The 16,731-nt window shown below is 53.7% G+C and carries 13 protein-coding genes; 5 read left to right on the plus strand and 8 right to left on the minus strand.

Annotated elements, in window-relative coordinates; genetic code table 11:
* Window positions 1-5: 5 nt before the first annotated feature.
* The 8 genes from LQZ21_RS06590 to LQZ21_RS06625 form a co-directional block, all read right to left on the minus strand.
* The gene (locus tag LQZ21_RS06590) at window positions 6-1,901 is read right to left on the minus strand and encodes an adenylate/guanylate cyclase domain-containing protein (protein ID WP_411043455.1); all 1,896 of its coding nucleotides are present in this window, start codon (window positions 1,899-1,901) and stop codon (window positions 6-8) included.
* Window positions 1,894-4,308 (minus strand): hybrid sensor histidine kinase/response regulator, encoded by a 2,415-nt coding sequence (locus tag LQZ21_RS06595; protein WP_411043456.1) that lies wholly within the window; start codon window positions 4,306-4,308, stop codon window positions 1,894-1,896. Before LQZ21_RS06595 ends, LQZ21_RS06590 begins: the two co-directional genes overlap by 8 nt.
* Window positions 4,309-4,322: 14 nt before the next feature.
* Entirely contained in the window at window positions 4,323-5,915 is a 1,593-nt protein-coding gene (locus tag LQZ21_RS06600) for a methyl-accepting chemotaxis protein (protein WP_411043457.1), read from the minus strand.
* Window positions 5,916-5,943: 28 nt separating this feature from the next.
* Window positions 5,944-7,119, minus strand: coding sequence for a methyl-accepting chemotaxis protein (locus tag LQZ21_RS06605; protein ID WP_411043458.1), 1,176 nt, complete (start codon window positions 7,117-7,119; stop codon window positions 5,944-5,946).
* A 181-nt stretch (window positions 7,120-7,300) separates the two neighbouring features.
* Window positions 7,301-8,845, minus strand: coding sequence for a CheR family methyltransferase (locus tag LQZ21_RS06610; RefSeq protein WP_411043459.1), 1,545 nt, complete (start codon window positions 8,843-8,845; stop codon window positions 7,301-7,303).
* Window positions 8,842-9,840 (minus strand): chemotaxis-specific protein-glutamate methyltransferase CheB, encoded by a 999-nt coding sequence (cheB, locus tag LQZ21_RS06615; RefSeq protein ID WP_411043460.1) that lies wholly within the window; start codon window positions 9,838-9,840, stop codon window positions 8,842-8,844. Before cheB ends, LQZ21_RS06610 begins: the two co-directional genes overlap by 4 nt.
* Window positions 9,837-10,292, minus strand: coding sequence for a hypothetical protein (locus LQZ21_RS06620; RefSeq protein WP_411043461.1), 456 nt, complete (start codon window positions 10,290-10,292; stop codon window positions 9,837-9,839). The genes cheB and LQZ21_RS06620 overlap by 4 nt, the downstream gene beginning before the upstream one ends.
* Before the next feature lie 11 nt (window positions 10,293-10,303).
* On the minus strand, window positions 10,304-10,771 hold the full coding sequence (locus LQZ21_RS06625; RefSeq protein ID WP_411043462.1) for a chemotaxis protein CheW: 468 nt from the start codon (window positions 10,769-10,771) through the stop codon (window positions 10,304-10,306).
* Window positions 10,772-11,317: 546 nt separating this feature from the next.
* On the opposite strand from LQZ21_RS06625, the gene LQZ21_RS06630 reads away from it, so the two are divergent.
* The 5 genes from LQZ21_RS06630 to dctP all read left to right on the plus strand — a co-directional run bounded on the left by LQZ21_RS06630 (window position 11,318) and on the right by dctP (window position 16,536).
* Window positions 11,318-12,346, plus strand: a complete 1,029-nt coding sequence (locus tag LQZ21_RS06630; protein WP_411043464.1) for a TRAP transporter substrate-binding protein — start codon at window positions 11,318-11,320, stop codon at window positions 12,344-12,346.
* A 180-nt stretch (window positions 12,347-12,526) separates the two neighbouring features.
* Complete coding sequence (locus tag LQZ21_RS06635) at window positions 12,527-13,057, plus strand: TRAP transporter small permease (RefSeq protein WP_411043465.1); 531 nt, start codon at window positions 12,527-12,529, stop codon at window positions 13,055-13,057.
* 14 nt (window positions 13,058-13,071) lie between these two features.
* Window positions 13,072-14,370, plus strand: a complete 1,299-nt coding sequence (locus LQZ21_RS06640; RefSeq protein WP_411043467.1) for a TRAP transporter large permease — start codon at window positions 13,072-13,074, stop codon at window positions 14,368-14,370.
* 3 nt (window positions 14,371-14,373) lie between these two features.
* A complete protein-coding gene (locus LQZ21_RS06645; protein ID WP_411043469.1) occupies window positions 14,374-15,390 on the plus strand; it encodes an alcohol dehydrogenase catalytic domain-containing protein in 1,017 nt (338 codons plus the stop codon).
* A gap of 126 nt (window positions 15,391-15,516) precedes the next feature.
* Complete coding sequence (gene dctP, locus LQZ21_RS06650) at window positions 15,517-16,536, plus strand: TRAP transporter substrate-binding protein DctP (RefSeq protein WP_411043470.1); 1,020 nt, start codon at window positions 15,517-15,519, stop codon at window positions 16,534-16,536.
* Window positions 16,537-16,731 lie beyond the last annotated feature (195 nt).

The raw sequence follows: 16,731 nt of genomic DNA on the forward strand, positions 1-16,731 counted from the left end.
CTCCCCTACTTTTCCGTCAAGTTGGTGGTAATATCCGCCTCCGGCGGGGGCGGCTCCCGGATATAGGCTTCGGTCCGTTCCAGATAGAAGGTGGAGAGGTAGTCCTTGGGGTCTATGATGAGGGCGTCCAGGAAATAACGGCGGGCGGTCTCCCATTCCCGCAAATAAAAAAGCTTGAGCCCCTTGTTGTACTGGTCCAAGAGTTCCTGGTGAATGACCAGGGACGGGGGAAAGGCCGGATCATCCTTCCGGGCCTCTTCCCCGGCAAAGGCCGCATATACCGCGTAGAGTCCCACGGACTGGTTTTTCCCGATCACCCGGACGCTGTCTACCTTTCTGAAAATAAAAAAATCCTTGGCGGCATGATACATATACTCCGAAACTATGATGGGGTGGCGGTATTGTTTGGTGGTCCCTTCCAGCCGGGAGGCGATGTTAACCGTATCACCGATAACGGTATAGTCCATTCTGTCCTTGAAGCCGATGTTTCCCACCACACATTCCCCGTAGTTAATGCCGATGCCGATGAAAAATTCCCCCGGACGCAGGTTGATCCGCTGGGTATCCACCTGGGGCAGGGTCCGGATCATATTGATCGCCGAAGAGATCGCGCTGACCGCCACATTGGGCAGGGGCTTGGGGACCCCGAAGACGGCCATGATGGCATCGCCGATGAATTTATCCACATGCCCGCCCCCGTCGATAATCTGGTTTCCCATGAGGGAGAAATAGGCGTTGAGGAAGGCCACCACCTCCTGGGCGCTTGCGGTTTCGGATATTTTGGTAAAATTCCTGATGTCCGCAAAAAGCACCGCCAGGTTCCGGGTCTCGCTCTGGGTTCCCGAGTCCTGGGATTTGCGGATAATCTCGTCCATGACATCCTCGGGCACATAACGGGCAAAGGCCTGGCGGGTCTTTTTCTGCAGAACATCCATCTCCAGCAGCGAAAGGGCATTGGCCAATACCGGCGCCGCGGCGTAAAGAAAAACATTGAGGTTCTCCATGATCACCGGAGAAAAATACTCTTTAATAGCATTGGCGATATGTACGGTGGCGAACTTTTCCCCGGCGCTTACCAGGGGAACCACTATATAGGATTCGATGGGTTTCTTTTTATCCCCCGGGGGATAAAAGTCAACGGTGTCTTTGGAAATAACCTTATAATCGGGGAATTGGGCGTTAAAATCCGCGATGGTAATGGCGGTAAAATCATCCACAATACGGGGGGCAAAACCCGCACGGTTGGCGGTATACACAAACAGGGAGTTGTCGGTACTTTTTATCATTACCGAAGTTATCTCCGCTTCACACACGTAGGTTAAAAGATCGAAAAAACCCCGGAGGATCTCCTCCAGGGAACCGATCCGTCCGGACAATTCGGTGAGCATCCCAATCAGGGTGGTCTGGAAGAGTTTGTGATCCAGGAGGTTGTTTACCGTTTCAATCAGGGTGTTATCGTCAACCCGTTTACCTTCCTGGCTTATGGCCTTAAAATCCGGATCCGGCCTTTCGGTCAGGAACTCCTTGATCCGGGCCCCCAATTCCTCAAAGTTATCCGGTGACTTTTCAAGATACCAATCCGCCCCTGCCTGGCCTCCCCAGAACCGGTCTTTGATTTCACTCAAGGTAGTAAACATGATGATGGGAATGTCCCGGGTATTTTTCCGGGATTTTAAGAGGCGGGTTGCCTGGTAGCCTTTAAAAAGGGGCATCTCTATATCGGTAACGATCAGGTGGGGCAGAAAGGTATACACCTGCTTGATACCCTCAAAGCCGTTGACCGCCCGGCTGGTAACATACCCCGCATTATTGAGGAATTCCACCAACATATCGGCAAAAATATCCGAATCTTCAAAAACGAGGATCCGTTTTACCTCATCCTTTGGTAATCCCTCATCCATTCGCTTCCCCGATAAGCTCCCGCACTGCCAAAAGCAAGTTGTGATTGTTAAAAGAATTTTTTACAATATACCGGTTAGCCCCCAGCATGGCCGCCCGCCGTTGATCTTCCTCACTGGACTTGGAGGAGATGACGATGATGGGAATGTCCGCCAATTCGACATTTTTGCGGATATTTTCAGTAAGCATAAAACCGTCCATCAGAGGCATGTTGAGGTCGGTACAGATCAAATCATAACGGGAATTCTTCGCCTTGTCCAGGGCCTCCACGCCGTCCGCCGCGGTGTCTACCCGGTAACCTTCCGTTTGGAGTATATCCCCCTCAATTTCCCGGGTCGGCAGGGAATCATCCACCACCAGGATGGACTTCCGTAAGTTTTCGTATTCGATGTGGCGTTTTTTCATGTCGATGGATTTTGTACGCCGGGCCATCCTGATCACCGTGGGCATATGGAGGGCAGGCACCATCTCGTAGTCCTCACTTACCACGGCCCCGGAAAAAACAGAAAGTCCCTCCATCACCGAGGGCAGGGATTTGAGGATCACCTGCCGCATGCTGCTGATCCGGTCAATGGCCAGGGCGATCATCTCGTCAAAGGCGTGGATGATCACCACAAAGAAGGTCCCCTCCCCCTGCAGTCCTTCGGTTTGGATCCGCAGAAGCTGGCTCAGATAATACAACTTAATGATCCGGTTTTCAAATTTGATCCCCGGCCGATCAACCACGGTGATGATCTCCCCCCGGTCGATCAGGAGTATGCTATCCACAAAGTTGGCGGGGATGATAAATTTCATGTTTCCGCAGGAGATGGGGAAGCCCATGAGGGAGGCGATGGAAAGGGGTACCAGGATGGTAAAGGTAGTGCCCTGACCGGGGACGCTTTCCACCAGGATACTCCCCTTAAGCTGATCAATGCCGGTCCGTACCGCATCCATGCCGACCCCCCGGCCGGAAATATTGTTGATGGTTTTAGAGGTGGAAAAGCCGTTCCGAAAAATGTAGTTGGTCAGTTCCTCCCGGGAGAGGGAGGCCGCCACCGCCGCGGTGACTACCCCCCCTTCCACCAGCTTTTTCCGGATCCCCTCGGGATCGATCCCCCGGCCGTCATCGGAGATGACGATCTTCATGTTCCCGCTTTCCCGGGAACAGTGGATACGGAGTTGGCCGGTTTCATTTTTATTTTTGAGCCGCCGTTCCTCCGGCTTTTCAATGCCATGGTCCAGGGCATTGCGGACCATGTGGAGAAAAACGTCCGAGAGGGTTTCGATGATGTTTTTGTCGATTTCGTTTTCGGTTCCCTCAATGTGGATCTGCACCTTTTTTCCCAGTTCCGCGGCCAGTTCAAAAACATACCGGGGATAGGCGTCCAGGATGGTGGAGATGGGCAGCATCCGCAGGGAGATGACGCTATCATAGGCGTTTTTAGTAAGGTTCCCCGCGTCGATAGCGTAGTTTTTAACGGTGGCGGCGCTTTTGTTGACCAGTTGTTCCAACTGACGGAATTGGGCCGCTAGGGCGGGATTCAGGTGGCTTTCCGCCTTAATCGTCCCGGCAATCCGTTTAACCATATCGTTCATCCCTTCGGTTTCCATGGCAATGGTCTTGGCGGAAATTTCCAGGGATTGCAGGGAAGCGATACTTCTTATGATACCGTCGATTTTCGCCAGCGGCAAACGGATACTCTCCGATTTTACTTCCTCCCGTTTCGTCCCCTGCCGCCCCTTGGTTTCCGGCAGGGGGGGGTCTTTTTCTTCTGTCTCCCCGGGGGCAGTATCCTGAGCGGATGGTTTATCGGATGGTCCATCGGATGGACTGTCTGATACAGTAACAGAAGTACTATCCGGCGCCTGGGTTTCTACGGCAGCCTGGTCTTTTGGGGCTTGTTTTTTTTTGTGGCTTCTCTTTTGAGGGACCTTGCCGGTTCCGGCCTCCCCGCCCTCCGCGGTTTTTGATTCCGGTTCGGGATGTTCCGCGGGCCCGGTTTCTTCCGGCTCCTGGGAATTCCGGGGTATGAGGAAATCTTCATTCGCCGCCAGGGCGGTCAATTCCTTCTCAAAGTCCCGGATGTCCATATCGTCGTTTTTGGTGTTTTGTATGATCCCCAACCCCATTTTGAGGGTGTCCAGGGCGGCCAGGATGAGCCGCAGGGCATGGTCGGAAAGATCGATCCGCTGTTCCTTGACCGCCGCAAAAACGCTTTCCAGGGCGTGGGCGAGGATTTCGATCCGGTGGAACTCCAGCATCCGGGCAGAACCTTTCAGGGTGTGCAGCGCCCGCAGCAGGGTGGACAGATCATCATCGATAGCAGAACCTTCCCGTACCTCAAACAGCAGGGATTCCACGGCGGCGATATTTTCAATGCCCTCATCGATAAATTTACCGATGTATTTTTCTTTATCAATAGCCATATCGCTCCCCTCCGTTACCCGTCGGTAAGGGCGGCCGCCGAACTTTTCACCTCAAAGTTGTCAAGGTTCAGGAGCGGATCCCCGGCTTCCGCCGGCAGGTCCTGGGCAACCTTGGCGCTTAATACCCGCTCCAATTCCTTTGCCAGCTGGGTAAGCCCTTCGGCGGAGGCGGTGACAACTTCCGTAGAATGGATAAAACTATTCAGGCCGTTGGAAATATCGGTGATGGCTATATTGATCTGCTCGGTGGATTTTTGCTGTTTTTGGGTACTGATGGTGATGATCCGGGCCTGATTGGAGGTGATCTCCGCCCCGGAGCGGATCTCCTTAAAGATATCCTCCAGGTCCTTGATAAGCTTGTACCCTTCGGTAATTTTATCCGCCCCCTCCTCGCTGGAAATGATCAGGGCCGAGGACGAATTCTGGATCTCCTCCACCTGTTCCCGAATCTGTTTGGTCAGGCTGGCAATGTCATCGGCCAGGCGGTTTACCTCGCTGGCCACCACCGCGAAACGCTTTCCCTTATCCCCGGCGCTGGCCGCTTCCAGGGCGGCGTTAAAGGCGATGACCTTGGTCTGATCGGTGATGGTGTTGATGGTCTTGACAATATCCCGAATCCGGGATATTTTATTCCCCAGGGCAACAATTCCGGAGATAACCCCGTTGTTTTTTTCCTTTATATCCCCCATCTTGATTACATTGTTTTCCAGCACGGAAAAACCCTGATTTACGTCTTCTTCCATTCTGGTAGCGATAGTAGCCACGCTGCCGGTCTTGTCGGCGATATCCGCCGCAATCCGGGTGTTTTCGTTCATGGTGCTGACAATCTCTTCCACGCTGGCCGCTTGATTATTGGCGGTGGTAAAAATATCCTTGGATGAATGAAAGATCTCGTCGGTGGATTCTTGAATGGTTTTGGCGATTCCCCGGGTCTGGGTCACGGTTTTGGAAGCGGCGGTGGCGGCGTCCTCCTCGATCTTGAGCATGGTGTTGAGCAGGGCGTGGTGCCGCTTGCTGGCTATGCCGGTGATAACCCCCGCCAAAACAAAGGACAGTACCCGGAAGGCCTCGTTGTAGAGGGGAAAGCTCACCGGCAGCATCTGGCCCCTGACGATGGCGGTGTAGGGCACGTCAAGAAACTCTCCCTGAAGGATTATCACCACGGCGTAAAGAACCCCGGCCAAAATACCGGAAAAAAACGCGCAGGGAACATTGTACCGGAAGGCCCCCAGAACGATCAACAGGATATAAAAAAGCGCCTGGATGCTCAAAAAGGTAATGGGCATTAAGCTTTCATAATAGGTTCCGGATATGAAGATAGTCATCGATATAATCATCATATCCAAAACCACATAACAGTATTTGAGGTACGGATGCAGCAACTCCCGTTTCCGCAGATAGAACAGAAGAATTATGGATTCAAGCACAAAGGCAAGGGGGCCGCCGTAACTTCGCCAGGGCAGGGCTTCAAAACCTTTTAGGCGTTGGGTAATAGAAATTATCACCATCCCCAGCACATAGATGACTGCCAAGGCAAGGCGGAAATAGTTGATGATCACTTCCCCGTTCCGTTCTTCCCGGCGTATTCTATCGTTCAAACTTACCATGGTAAAGCTCCTTACAAATTAAAACCGGTCATTCGCCGGTCCGGTATTTTCCCATTGTCTGCTGCAATCCCTGGGACATGCCGTTGAGGTTATCCGCTATCTTTGAGGTAGAGGCCGTGGAGGTTACAAACTGTTTTACCCCGGCGGATATTTCTTTGAGGGTTGACAGAATTTGGGATGAAGCGTATTCCTGCTGTTTACTCAGATTGGAAATTTGCTGAGACCGGGTGGCGACGTTTTGGGAATTTTCCACGATATTTTCAAACACCGCCTTCTGTTCCACCATCCGCTCATAGCCCTGATCTATCTGTTTGGATCCGTTGTTGGCCTCGGCAATAAGGACCTGGGAAGCGGCCTGGACTTCCTCAATTTTTTGGGTTATCTCCCTGGTGGAATCCACGACATTGTCCGCGAAACGCCGGATCTCGGCGGCTACCACCGCAAACCGCGCCCCCGCTTCCCCGGAGGAGGAGGCTTCCAGGGAGGCGTTGAAGGCGATGAGCTTGGTCTGGTCCGCGATGCCGTCAATGATGCCGATGGCTTCGTTTATCCGCTGGATCATATCCGAAAGATTTTTTATTTCGTTGATGATCTTTCCATTCTGGGTCCGGATCTCTTCCATCATTTCCTGATTTGCGCCCCACAGGTCCACCCCCTTCCTGCTGAAATCCTGGGTCTGTTTAGCCAGGTCCGCCACCTCCGCGGTTTTTGCCGCCATCTGCTCCGACAGATTTTTGTTGCTTTCCATGGTACTGACGATCTCCGAGACACTGGCGGACTGCTGATTGGCGGTGGTGGTTATCTCTTTGGCCGAGGCGGAAAGTTCGTACACCGCGATGACCATCATATTGGCGTCATGGCCAACGGCATTAAAAACCTCCCGGAGCCGGGCGAGGAAATGGTTAAAAGCGCTTATGAGTTCGCCGAATTCGTCCCCGGACCGGACCGTCAGGGTCAAGGCAAGGTCATTTTCCTCAAGGCTTCTAAAAAGCTGTTTGAGACTGTCGGCAGACCGGGTAATATCGATAACGAAAAAGGCGAGGACGCAGAAGGCCAAAAAAACCGTAAAGCCCACGAAAAAAAGGAGGAGGGATGATACTTCCACCTCCGTGATGATAATGGAAAGCATCACCGTAATGGGCAAAAGAAAAACCAAGCCGCAGCCTATTAATTTAGCGGAGACTTTTAAGTTTTTAAAAATCATAGGTACCTCTTATTCTTGAATACCGGACCAATCCCAAAACACGGGCCGTTTTGGGGGATTGGTTCGGGGAAAAGCGGTCAAAAGCCCGTTTTTCCGCTCAATTCAAGGCGGTATCCTCAAAAAATGAAATTTTGGGAATACCTCATATAATTATTATCGGATTGTTGTAGTGATTTGCTGACTAACCTAAGCGTTTTTCTAAGGCCCGTTGGTAATAATCCGGGGAAAAACCCCCAATAAAGATTTCGTAGTGCTTTTCTTTGCCCTGCTTGATGCTTTCCAGGGCCTTGCGGATCTTGTATTCGTACTGGACCGGATTTCCCTCCGCGGCCAGCGTACAAAGCCGGTAAAAGGCTGGCCAAAAGGCCGCGTTTTTACCGGTCGCTTCCTTGTAGCTCGACTCGGCCTCCTGCTTCCGTTGGTTAAAATAGTGGTATTCCCCCCTGAGAAACAGGGTAAAGGCGGAGTTGTGGTATTTTTCGATAAAGGAGAGCAGCGTATCCGCCCCGGAGAAGTCCCCCTGACCTAAAAGATAGATCACCGCGGCCAAAAGTTCATCGCCGGAAGGGGGGTCCGTCCCTTCCGCGGTCCGCCGAACCAATTCCGGCAGTTTCCCGGCAATGGGATGCCCCCCCTCGCGGTCGTCGATAAGGACGGCGATTCCCTCGGGTTCCGCCGCCGTTATCACGGTCTTTTTCCGGGGTTCCCGGGGCGGGGGGGGGTCGGGGGGCGGCTCCCCGGGCTCGATCCGGGGCGGTTTTTTCCGGTCCGCCGCTGCCCGGGGCATGACCACCGGCTCCGGGGCCGGTGGTTCAGACGGCGCCGTGCCTTCGGGGATCTTCCGAAAATAGAAAGTGTCCTGGGTGTATTGGCTCTCCAGCTGCGGCTGGGTGACTATCGGGGTCTCGGAAACTCCCAAAACCAGGAACCCCCCGTCAAAGAGGGCATCCGCCAAATGATCGAGGATAATTTTACGTTTATCCTCGGAAAAATAGATAAGGGCATTGCGGAAGAAGATAAGATCGTAGCGGTTACCCCACAGGCCGTCCAGGAGGTTATGGGTATAAAAACGGACCCGTTTCCGTAACGCAGGATCGATAACAAAATCCTGCCCCTCGGTCTGGGTATAACGGTCCAGGAGGAATTTCCAGCGGATCCCGTCTTCCCGCAGGGCATTTCCCGTATACCGGCCCGTTTTGGCAGCGGCAATGGCCTCGGGGTCCACGTCAAAGGCGTCAATCCCAAAACCAAAGGCCTGCACGGTCCGGCAATAATCGTCCATCACCATAGCCAGGCTATAGGCTTCGCAGCCAATGGAGGTCGCCGCGGAACATACCCGGACCGGACGGGACAGCCGGGCAAAACGGGGCAGCAGTTCCTGCCGGAGCAGATCGAAATAGGCGCTTTCCCGGAAAAAATAGGTTTCATTGATCGTTAGAAACCGGGCGGCGGTAAAAATATCCTCGGGGAAGGAGAGGATCTGTTCATAAAAATGGGGAGCATCAAAACAGTTTGCGCCGTACTGCTGTTCCAGGTACTCCCGCAGTTTTTCCAGGGCATCGTCGGCAGCCCGGATCCCCAGGGTCTGTTCTACCCGGCGGTATAAATTTTCGATAACCGGGTTCCGGAACAGCTCCGGGGCAGCATCTGCCGATGGGGGTACTGTTGGCAAGGCTTTTTTGGGGGAGGCATCCGATTGTTTTTGAGTCTGGGCCTTGGTATTCATGGGTTAGTAAGCTCAATAAGTTTAAAGGAAATCTGGTCCAGGGGTAAAACCAGGTCCACACAGCCGGTGTCTAAGGCAGCCTTGGGCATACCGTAGATCATGGAGGAAGCCTCATCCTGGGCAATGGTGATCCCCCCGGCTTGTCGTATATACCGGGTGCCCTCGGCGCCGTCGGAGCCCATCCCGGTAAGGACCACCGAAATGGCCCCGGCCCCCCAATATTTGGCCGCACTCTTAAAGAGGATATCCGCCGCGGGTTTTTGGTTGTGTACCGGTTCCCCGGTGTCAAAGATAAACCGCCCCCCGGAAAGCGCCAGATGTTTGTCCGTAGGGGCCACATAGAGTTTTCCCTTTTCCGGGACTTCCCGATCCTCCGCCAGTTTTACCACCAGGGGGGTATAATCGTTGAGCCATTGGGCAAAGCCCGCGTCAAACCCCGAGGAGTTGTGCTGAACCAGGACCATCGGCACGGGAAACGTCGCGGGAATGGCGGCGCAGAGGGACATCAGCGCCTTGGGGCCTCCGGTGGATGCGGCGATCACCACCCCCCGGATCTCCCGGGCTACAACCTCCCGGTTGAGCTGGGATTGGGAGGTCTGATGCGAGCCCTTGGTCCGGGAGATCCGCTTGAGGGAGCAAAGGATCTCCTGCCGTTTTTCGGAACTTATGGCAGTAGTAAAATTAACCTTGGAATAGAATTCTATCGCCCCTTTAACCGTGGCCTCGTAGGCGTTTTTAGCCGTATCTTTGGTACTGATCACCACAATGGGGCTGGTCATCGTTTTCATGATCCCCTCAATCGCCTCAAGGCCGTCCATGACGGGCATCTCAATATCCATGGTGATCAGGTCCGGATTGAGAGTCCGGGCTTTTTGCAGAGCCTCCAGGCCATTTTCCGCCTCGCCGACCACCGTAAAAGATCCGTCGCTTTCCAAAAAATCCCGGATAATGGTCCGCACCAAGGCGCTGTCGTCCACGATGAGGGTTCGTATCATACCGGCTCTCCTTGCATACGGAAGATCTGGGCAATAAGTGCTGCCGGATCAATTAAGGCGATCATGAGGGATCGCTCAAAAGCAATGCCGGTAAAAAAGGAGAGGTGTCCCGAAGCCAAAAGTAGTTCCGGCAGGGAGTATATCTCCTCCGGGGGGACATCCGCTTCCCGTTCCACGGAACTTACCAAAAGTATATTCCGGGCACCTTCCTCCGGTTCCGAAGCGGCCCCGTTGTTTTGCGAAGCCCCCGGCTTCGATGACTTTAAGATAATACCATGCCGAACCGTCCTATCGGCCAGGCCGAAAAAATGGGGCAGGGAAAAAAAGGTATCCCCCCCTTCATACCGGGAGACGGTCTTGGTCACCCCTTCGGAATAGATCATGATGGCGGCTACCGCATCTTCGGGGACGCCCAAAAAAAATTGTTCGACCGGACATAAAAAATACCGCATGGGGAAACGCCCTAAAGCTCAAAATCGGCTTTTACCCGGTTGATAATCTGCCGGACGCCGAGGACGAATACATGGGTATCATGCCATTCAAAGGAAGCTTCGATAATGTCGCTGCCATCACCCTGTTCCGCACCCTGCGAAACCTGCAGAAGACTGGAAACCGGAATATCAATAATATCCACCACATCGTCAATAAGGAAGGCGAGCTTATCCACTGTTTCCTTCAGCACCACCACCTTGGATTCGGGGGTGGCGGTTTCCCGGATGAGGAGCCCGATGTCGATAAGGGCGAAGGGCACGGCGTACCGGTTGATGATGCCCCGGACATAATTCGGCAGCAAGGGCAGCGGATAAACGTGGTCAAAGGCGGTAACTTCACTGATAAACCGGGACGGAAAGGTATAAAACTTCCCCAAAATGGTAAAAATAAGGTATTTTTCCGTATTGGCGGCCGCCACATCCGACGATACTTCCGGCATTGCTCCCTCCGCAGGTAATTTATTGAAATATACGGGTGTAATACCCTCAACACGCTTTTGAGGGTGAACTTCAGGACGAATCTTTTGCCATCCAAGCCAGTTTCAAAACCCGGTTACTGTTAAAACAAGCTCCACCGGCCGATTTCCGTGAAAACCTGCTGCTCCGCCCTTCAAGATGAAAAATCGCATCTTATTATATCATAAAGATCAAGGGATGTGTCAAGCCGGGCAAAATTAGGATAAAGCCCTAGAAATTTTTAACCACGAACCACTCGAACACCACGAACAGGAGGAATAATTAACCACGAGCTTTTGCTTCGATATTCCGGAATTTATACCTGAATTCTCTCTTTTGTTCGTGAGGTTTGTGTGGTTCGTGGTGAATTCTCTTCAAACCCGCTATTTCTATATATTTAATCCGGGGTAAATGCATTTATATTTTATACGGGATACAAAGACTTTTGTCCTGAATTAACGTAAAAAAAACTTGACGGCTGAATACTACCATGCTACCATACTTATAATTCAATTTTTCAGGAGGAAAGCATGCACATTACCAGACGGTTTTTATTGGCGGTTCTGGCGGTTTTGATTGCCGCCGGAAGTGTATTTGCCGGGGGCGGAGCCCAATCGAGTGGTTCCGCCGCGCAGCAAAAGCTGACCATCAAGGTCGGGGACAACTGGGGCGCCAGCCATCCCATGGCGGCGGCCCTGGACACGGTATTCAAACCCCAGATTGAAAGCGCCTCCGGCGGCGCCCTGACGGTGGACATATACCACTCCGGTACCCTCGGAAACGAAGCCGATCTCTGGAACGGTGTCCGGAACGGGACCATTGAGGTCGCCATCGTCGGTACCCCCATGAACCAGGAATACCCCACCATGATGATCTCCGACTGGCCCTTCCTGTACCGGGACCTGAGCCACGCAAAGAAGGTTTGGACCGGTTCCATTGCCGAGGAGATCAACACGGAATTCCACCAGAAATTCCCCACGGTACATATGCTGGCCTGGGGACCGAACAGCGCCCGGACCTTTACCAGCAACAAAAAACTCACCTCGGTGGACGATTTCAAGGGCCAGAAGTTCCGGATGCCCGGTAACCCCATCCACGTAGGGATCGCGGAAAACCTCGGGGCCAGCGCCCAGGTTATCCCCCTGGGAGAACTCTTCAGCGCCCTGGAGACCGGCGTGGTGGACGGACAGGATAACGGCATGGTAACGGTCATCAGTGAAGCCTTCTATGAAGTGCAGAAATACCTTTACGAGACCAACCACATCATCGCCACCCTGGAGATCGTGGTCAGCGCCCCCTTCTACGATAAACTCACCCCTGCCCAGCAGAAGATCGTGAGCGACGCGGCCAAGGCCACGGCAGCAAAAGCCTGGGATGACTATATCAAGAGTGTGGACAGTGACCGGCAGTTCCTCAAGGACAAGGGCGTAACGGTAACCCCCACCACCGCGGCGGATCAGGCGCGGATCATCCAGATGCTCCAGCCCCTTACCAACCAGCTTTTCGCACAACACGCCTGGGCAAAGCCCCTGACCGACCGGATTAAAGCAGTCCAGTAGGGGTTAAAGGCAGGAGTTAGGAGAGAGAAGTTAGGAATTAACGTGAGGAGAGAGGGGGAAGTGAGGAGAGAGGAGTTAGGAGTTAAGTAGGAGTTAGGGGGAACGTAGAATCCTCACTTCTCACTTTTAAACTCCTCACTCCTACCTTCTCCCTCTTCACTAATAATTAAGGGGGGTTTGTTGAAAAAGTTTTTGAATACCCTTTTCAGGGGCATTGAAATTCTCATTGCCTTTTTTCTGGCGGTCATGATAGTCCTTGTCTTTATGAATGTGGTTTTCCGGTATCTGTTCAGCAAGGGTTTTGCGTGGTCCGAGGAAATCGCCCGGCTTTGTTTCATATACCTCGTGTATCTGGGTTCCATTGGGGCCATGCGGGACAACCGCCATCTTCTTATTGACAGCGTTTTGAACCGGGTACCGGTTATCTGCCAAAAAATTATTTATGCCCTGGTGCAGATCTGTATCATTTGGCTCATGGTCATTTTAACCCAGGGAAGTTGGGGGCTGGTTCTCCAGAATTTGAATGACAACTGGGTAGCCACCAAATTCCCGACTTTTCTTGTTTATACATCGGGGCTTATAACCGGCATTGCCATTAGCATCATCGCCCTGGCAAATCTGTTCCGGCTGCTTATCCTGAAAATACCGGTTTCCGATCTCATCAAAATTCGGGATGACGCCGAAGAACCCCAGACCGCGGATGTGCAATAAGGAGGAGGAACACTATGGTTGCTTTATATACGTCTGTTTTTTTGGCTTCCCTGGTTATTTCGATAATGCTGGGGCTTCCCATTGCCTTCTCCCTCATCCTCTCGGGGGTGTCCACCGCCTTGGCCATGGGGGGGAACGCGACTAACCCCCAGACCGTGGCCGCCCAGCTCATGCGGGGAACCGACAGCGTCACCATGATGGCCCTGCCGTTTTTTGTGCTGGCCGGGGAATTGATGAACAAGGGGGGCCTTACCAAGCGGATCATCGCCTTCTGCAACATCTTTGTGGGACGGGTTCGGGGCGGACTGGGCTATGTGACGATCCTCGCCTGCCTCATGTTTGCGAGCCTTGTGGGTTCCGCCGTGGCAAGCACCGCGGCTTTGGGGGCGATCCTTATCCCCATGATGGCCAATTCGGGGTATAACCGGGCGAAGGCTGCGGGCCTTGTGGCAAGCGCGAACATCGTGGCCCCCATTATGCCGCCGTCTATCCCCATGATCGTCTATGGCGTGGCCGCGGGGGTGTCAATCAAATCCCTGTTCATGGGGGGGATAGCCCCGGCAATCTATCTCACCATCGGGATGAGCGTTGTCTGGTATGTCGTTTCCCGCAAGGATGCGATAAAATCCGACGCGCCCAAGCCAACCCTTAAGGAAACGATAAAGATATTTTTTGACGGCCTGTGGGCGTTGCTGCTCCCCCTCATCATCCTTTTCGGACTGCGGGGCGGCATATTTACCGCCACCGAAGCCGGCGTTGTGGCCGTGGTCTATGCCCTCATCATCGGGGTCTTCGTATACCGGGAACTTACGCCGAAAAATCTCTTTCAGGCGTTTATCGCCGCGGCGAAGATGTCCGCGGTGGTCATGTTCCTTGCCGCCGCCGCCCAGGTTGCGGCGTATTTCCTCACCATCTCCCGGATTCCCCAACTGATAACCGCTTCCCTCAGCCCCTTGGTAAGCAGACCCATGCTCCTCAACGTGGTGCTGCAGACGATCATTATCCTGATGGGAACCTGCGTGGACGTGGTGCCTACCATTCTGATCATGACCCCGATCATGCTGCCCCTGCTCAAGGCCGCCCACATCGACCTGGTGTACTTTGGGGTGGTGTTTACCCTGGCAAACGTGCTGGGCCTGACCTCCCCACCGGTGGGACCGGTACTCAACGTCGCCTGCGCCACGGGAAAAGTCAAAATGGAGGAACTTTTGGGGCCGGTTATTCCCTATTATATTTTCCAGGTCATCATGGTATATCTGCTGATATTGCTGCCCCAGCTTGTCACTATTCCGCTTAAATGGATTGGAGGCTGAAGTATGAAACAACTGCTAACGGAAAAACCCCGGGTTCTCAAAATGATCGATGTGGAGGAGCCAAAAATCGAGGGCCCCAGGGATGTGCTGGTTAAGATGAAGGCCGCCGGTATCTGCGGCTCCGACGTGCATATCTACCATGGGACCTCCCCGGTGGCGACCTACCCCCGGGTGATGGGCCACGAGATCGTGGGGGTGGTGGTTGAAACCGGGAAGGAGGTTACCAAGGTGAAAGCCGGGGACCCGGTGATCATCGACCAGATCGTTGCCTGCGGGGAATGTTACCCCTGCAAAATAGGCCGGCCCAATATCTGCTGTAATATGAAAGTGCGGGGGGTGCATATCGACGGCGGCTACCGGGAGTATGTTACCGCCGGGGAGGAGGCCATGCACCTCCTCCCCTCAGGGCTTGCCTTTACCGATGCGGTGATGATCGAACCCATGAGCATCGCCTTCCAGTCCTGCTCCCGGGCGCAGATCACCAAAGAGGACATCGTCTTCATCCTCGGCGCCGGGGCGCTGGGGAAAAGCCTGATTAAGGCGGTACTGTTGACCGGCGCCCGGATCATCGTGTCCGACGTGGTGGATCAACGTCTGGAGGAAGCGGCAGCCCTGGGGGTGTCCCGGATCATCAATTCCAAGAAGGAGGACCTGGCCGCAAAATTAAAGGAATACACCCGGTGGGGCCCCACGGTTTCCATTGATGCCGCGGGCTTCCCCGGTTCCCTGCCTCTGCTCACGGACCTTACCTGCAACGCCGGCAGGGTGATCACCATGGCCTTTTTGGAGGAGCCCTCCCCGGTACAGCAGTTTAAGATCACCGCCAAGGAGTTGGATATCCGGGGGTCCCGGCTGCAGAATCACAAATTTGAGGAGGTGATCAACGCCTACAAAGCGGGTAAAATTACGATTGAGGGGCAAGTCTCCCATATATTTCCCTTTGCCGAGGCCATCGAAGCCTTCCAACGGATCGACTCCGGGGACCCGGAGATCCGCAAGGTGGCGCTTTCCTTCGAGTGAGCCATGGCCCGGAGGATCGAGGGAACGGCAGTATTTAAAAAATTTTATTTGACCCTGGCATACAAGCATGATAGAATACTTGCATAATGCTCCCTGGGAGTGTTAAAAATTGATTGGAGGAAATGTATGAACATGACACGGAAGATGCTTTTAACGGCCCTGATGATGGTTATCACCGCGGGTCTCGTATGTGCCGGCGGCGGCCAGCAGGGCGGATCATCGAGCGGGGGCGCGGCGAAGATATCTGTTATCTTTGCGGGAACCGAGGCGGCCACCACCGGCCAAAGCCGGATGATGCAGGAAGTAGCGGACAAGCTGAACGCCACGGGCCGCTTCCAGGCCGATGTGCAGGTCAACGGCGCCCTGTCGGCCAACACCGACGACCTGGTGACCCAGGCGAAAACCGGCGTGCCCCTGGTGGTTCCTTCCGACCCCGGACGGCTGGCGAGCCAGTTCAATATCCCGGACCTCAACATCCTGATGGCCCCCTATGTGCTGACGGATATGGCGGTTTTGGAGAAGCTGCCCGATACGGCGATCTTCAAAGAGTGGCAGGCCAAACTCGAAGCCCAGGGAATTACCTTTGTGGCGGACATGTACAACGGTTTCCGCAGTTTCTACACCACCACCCCGGTCAACGGCGTTGCCGGCCTTAAGGGGCTGCGGATCCGGGGCTTCGGCAACAATATCGGTAACGCCCTGGCCAAGTACCTGGGCTTTGCCAATATCGGCATATCCTGGGGCGAAGTACTCCCGGGCATCCAGCAAAAAACCCTGGACGGCTGCGAGGTTCAGGTCGCCACCGCCTATGGCTCGGCTATTTACGAAGTTACCAAGTACCTGGCCCTGACCAAACACTATATGCTCCAGTCATCCTTTGTCTGTTCCACCAAGCTGCTCACTTCGATGCCCGAAGCGGACCGGAAAATTTTCCTTGATACCATCCGGGAAACCGCCCAGAAGTACAGCCAGATTATCGCGTCCGAAGAAGCCACCTACTATCAGCAGATGAAAGACAAGGGCGTCACCATCACCGAAGTAAGCCTGAAAGAATTCCAGGATGCCATTGCCCCGCTGTACACCAACAACGATCTGGGCTTCTCCGCGGGACTCAAGGACCGGCTGTTCAGAGAATTGGGACTGTAAGAGGAATTTATAGTTAGGAGGGAGAAGATAGGAGTTGATAAAGGGAGGAGTTAGGAGAGAGAAGGCAGGAGAGGAGAGTTGATACAGAGAGGAGTTAGGAGAGAGGAATGGGATATTTGCTCCGCTCCTCACGTTCAACTCCTCACTCCTCACTTTTAATTTTTCACTCCTCTCTTTTAACTCCTCACTTTTAAC

This window comes from Treponema sp. TIM-1 (assembly GCF_046533115.1).
Taxonomy (GTDB): domain Bacteria; phylum Spirochaetota; class Spirochaetia; order Treponematales; family Breznakiellaceae; genus JAIRMO01.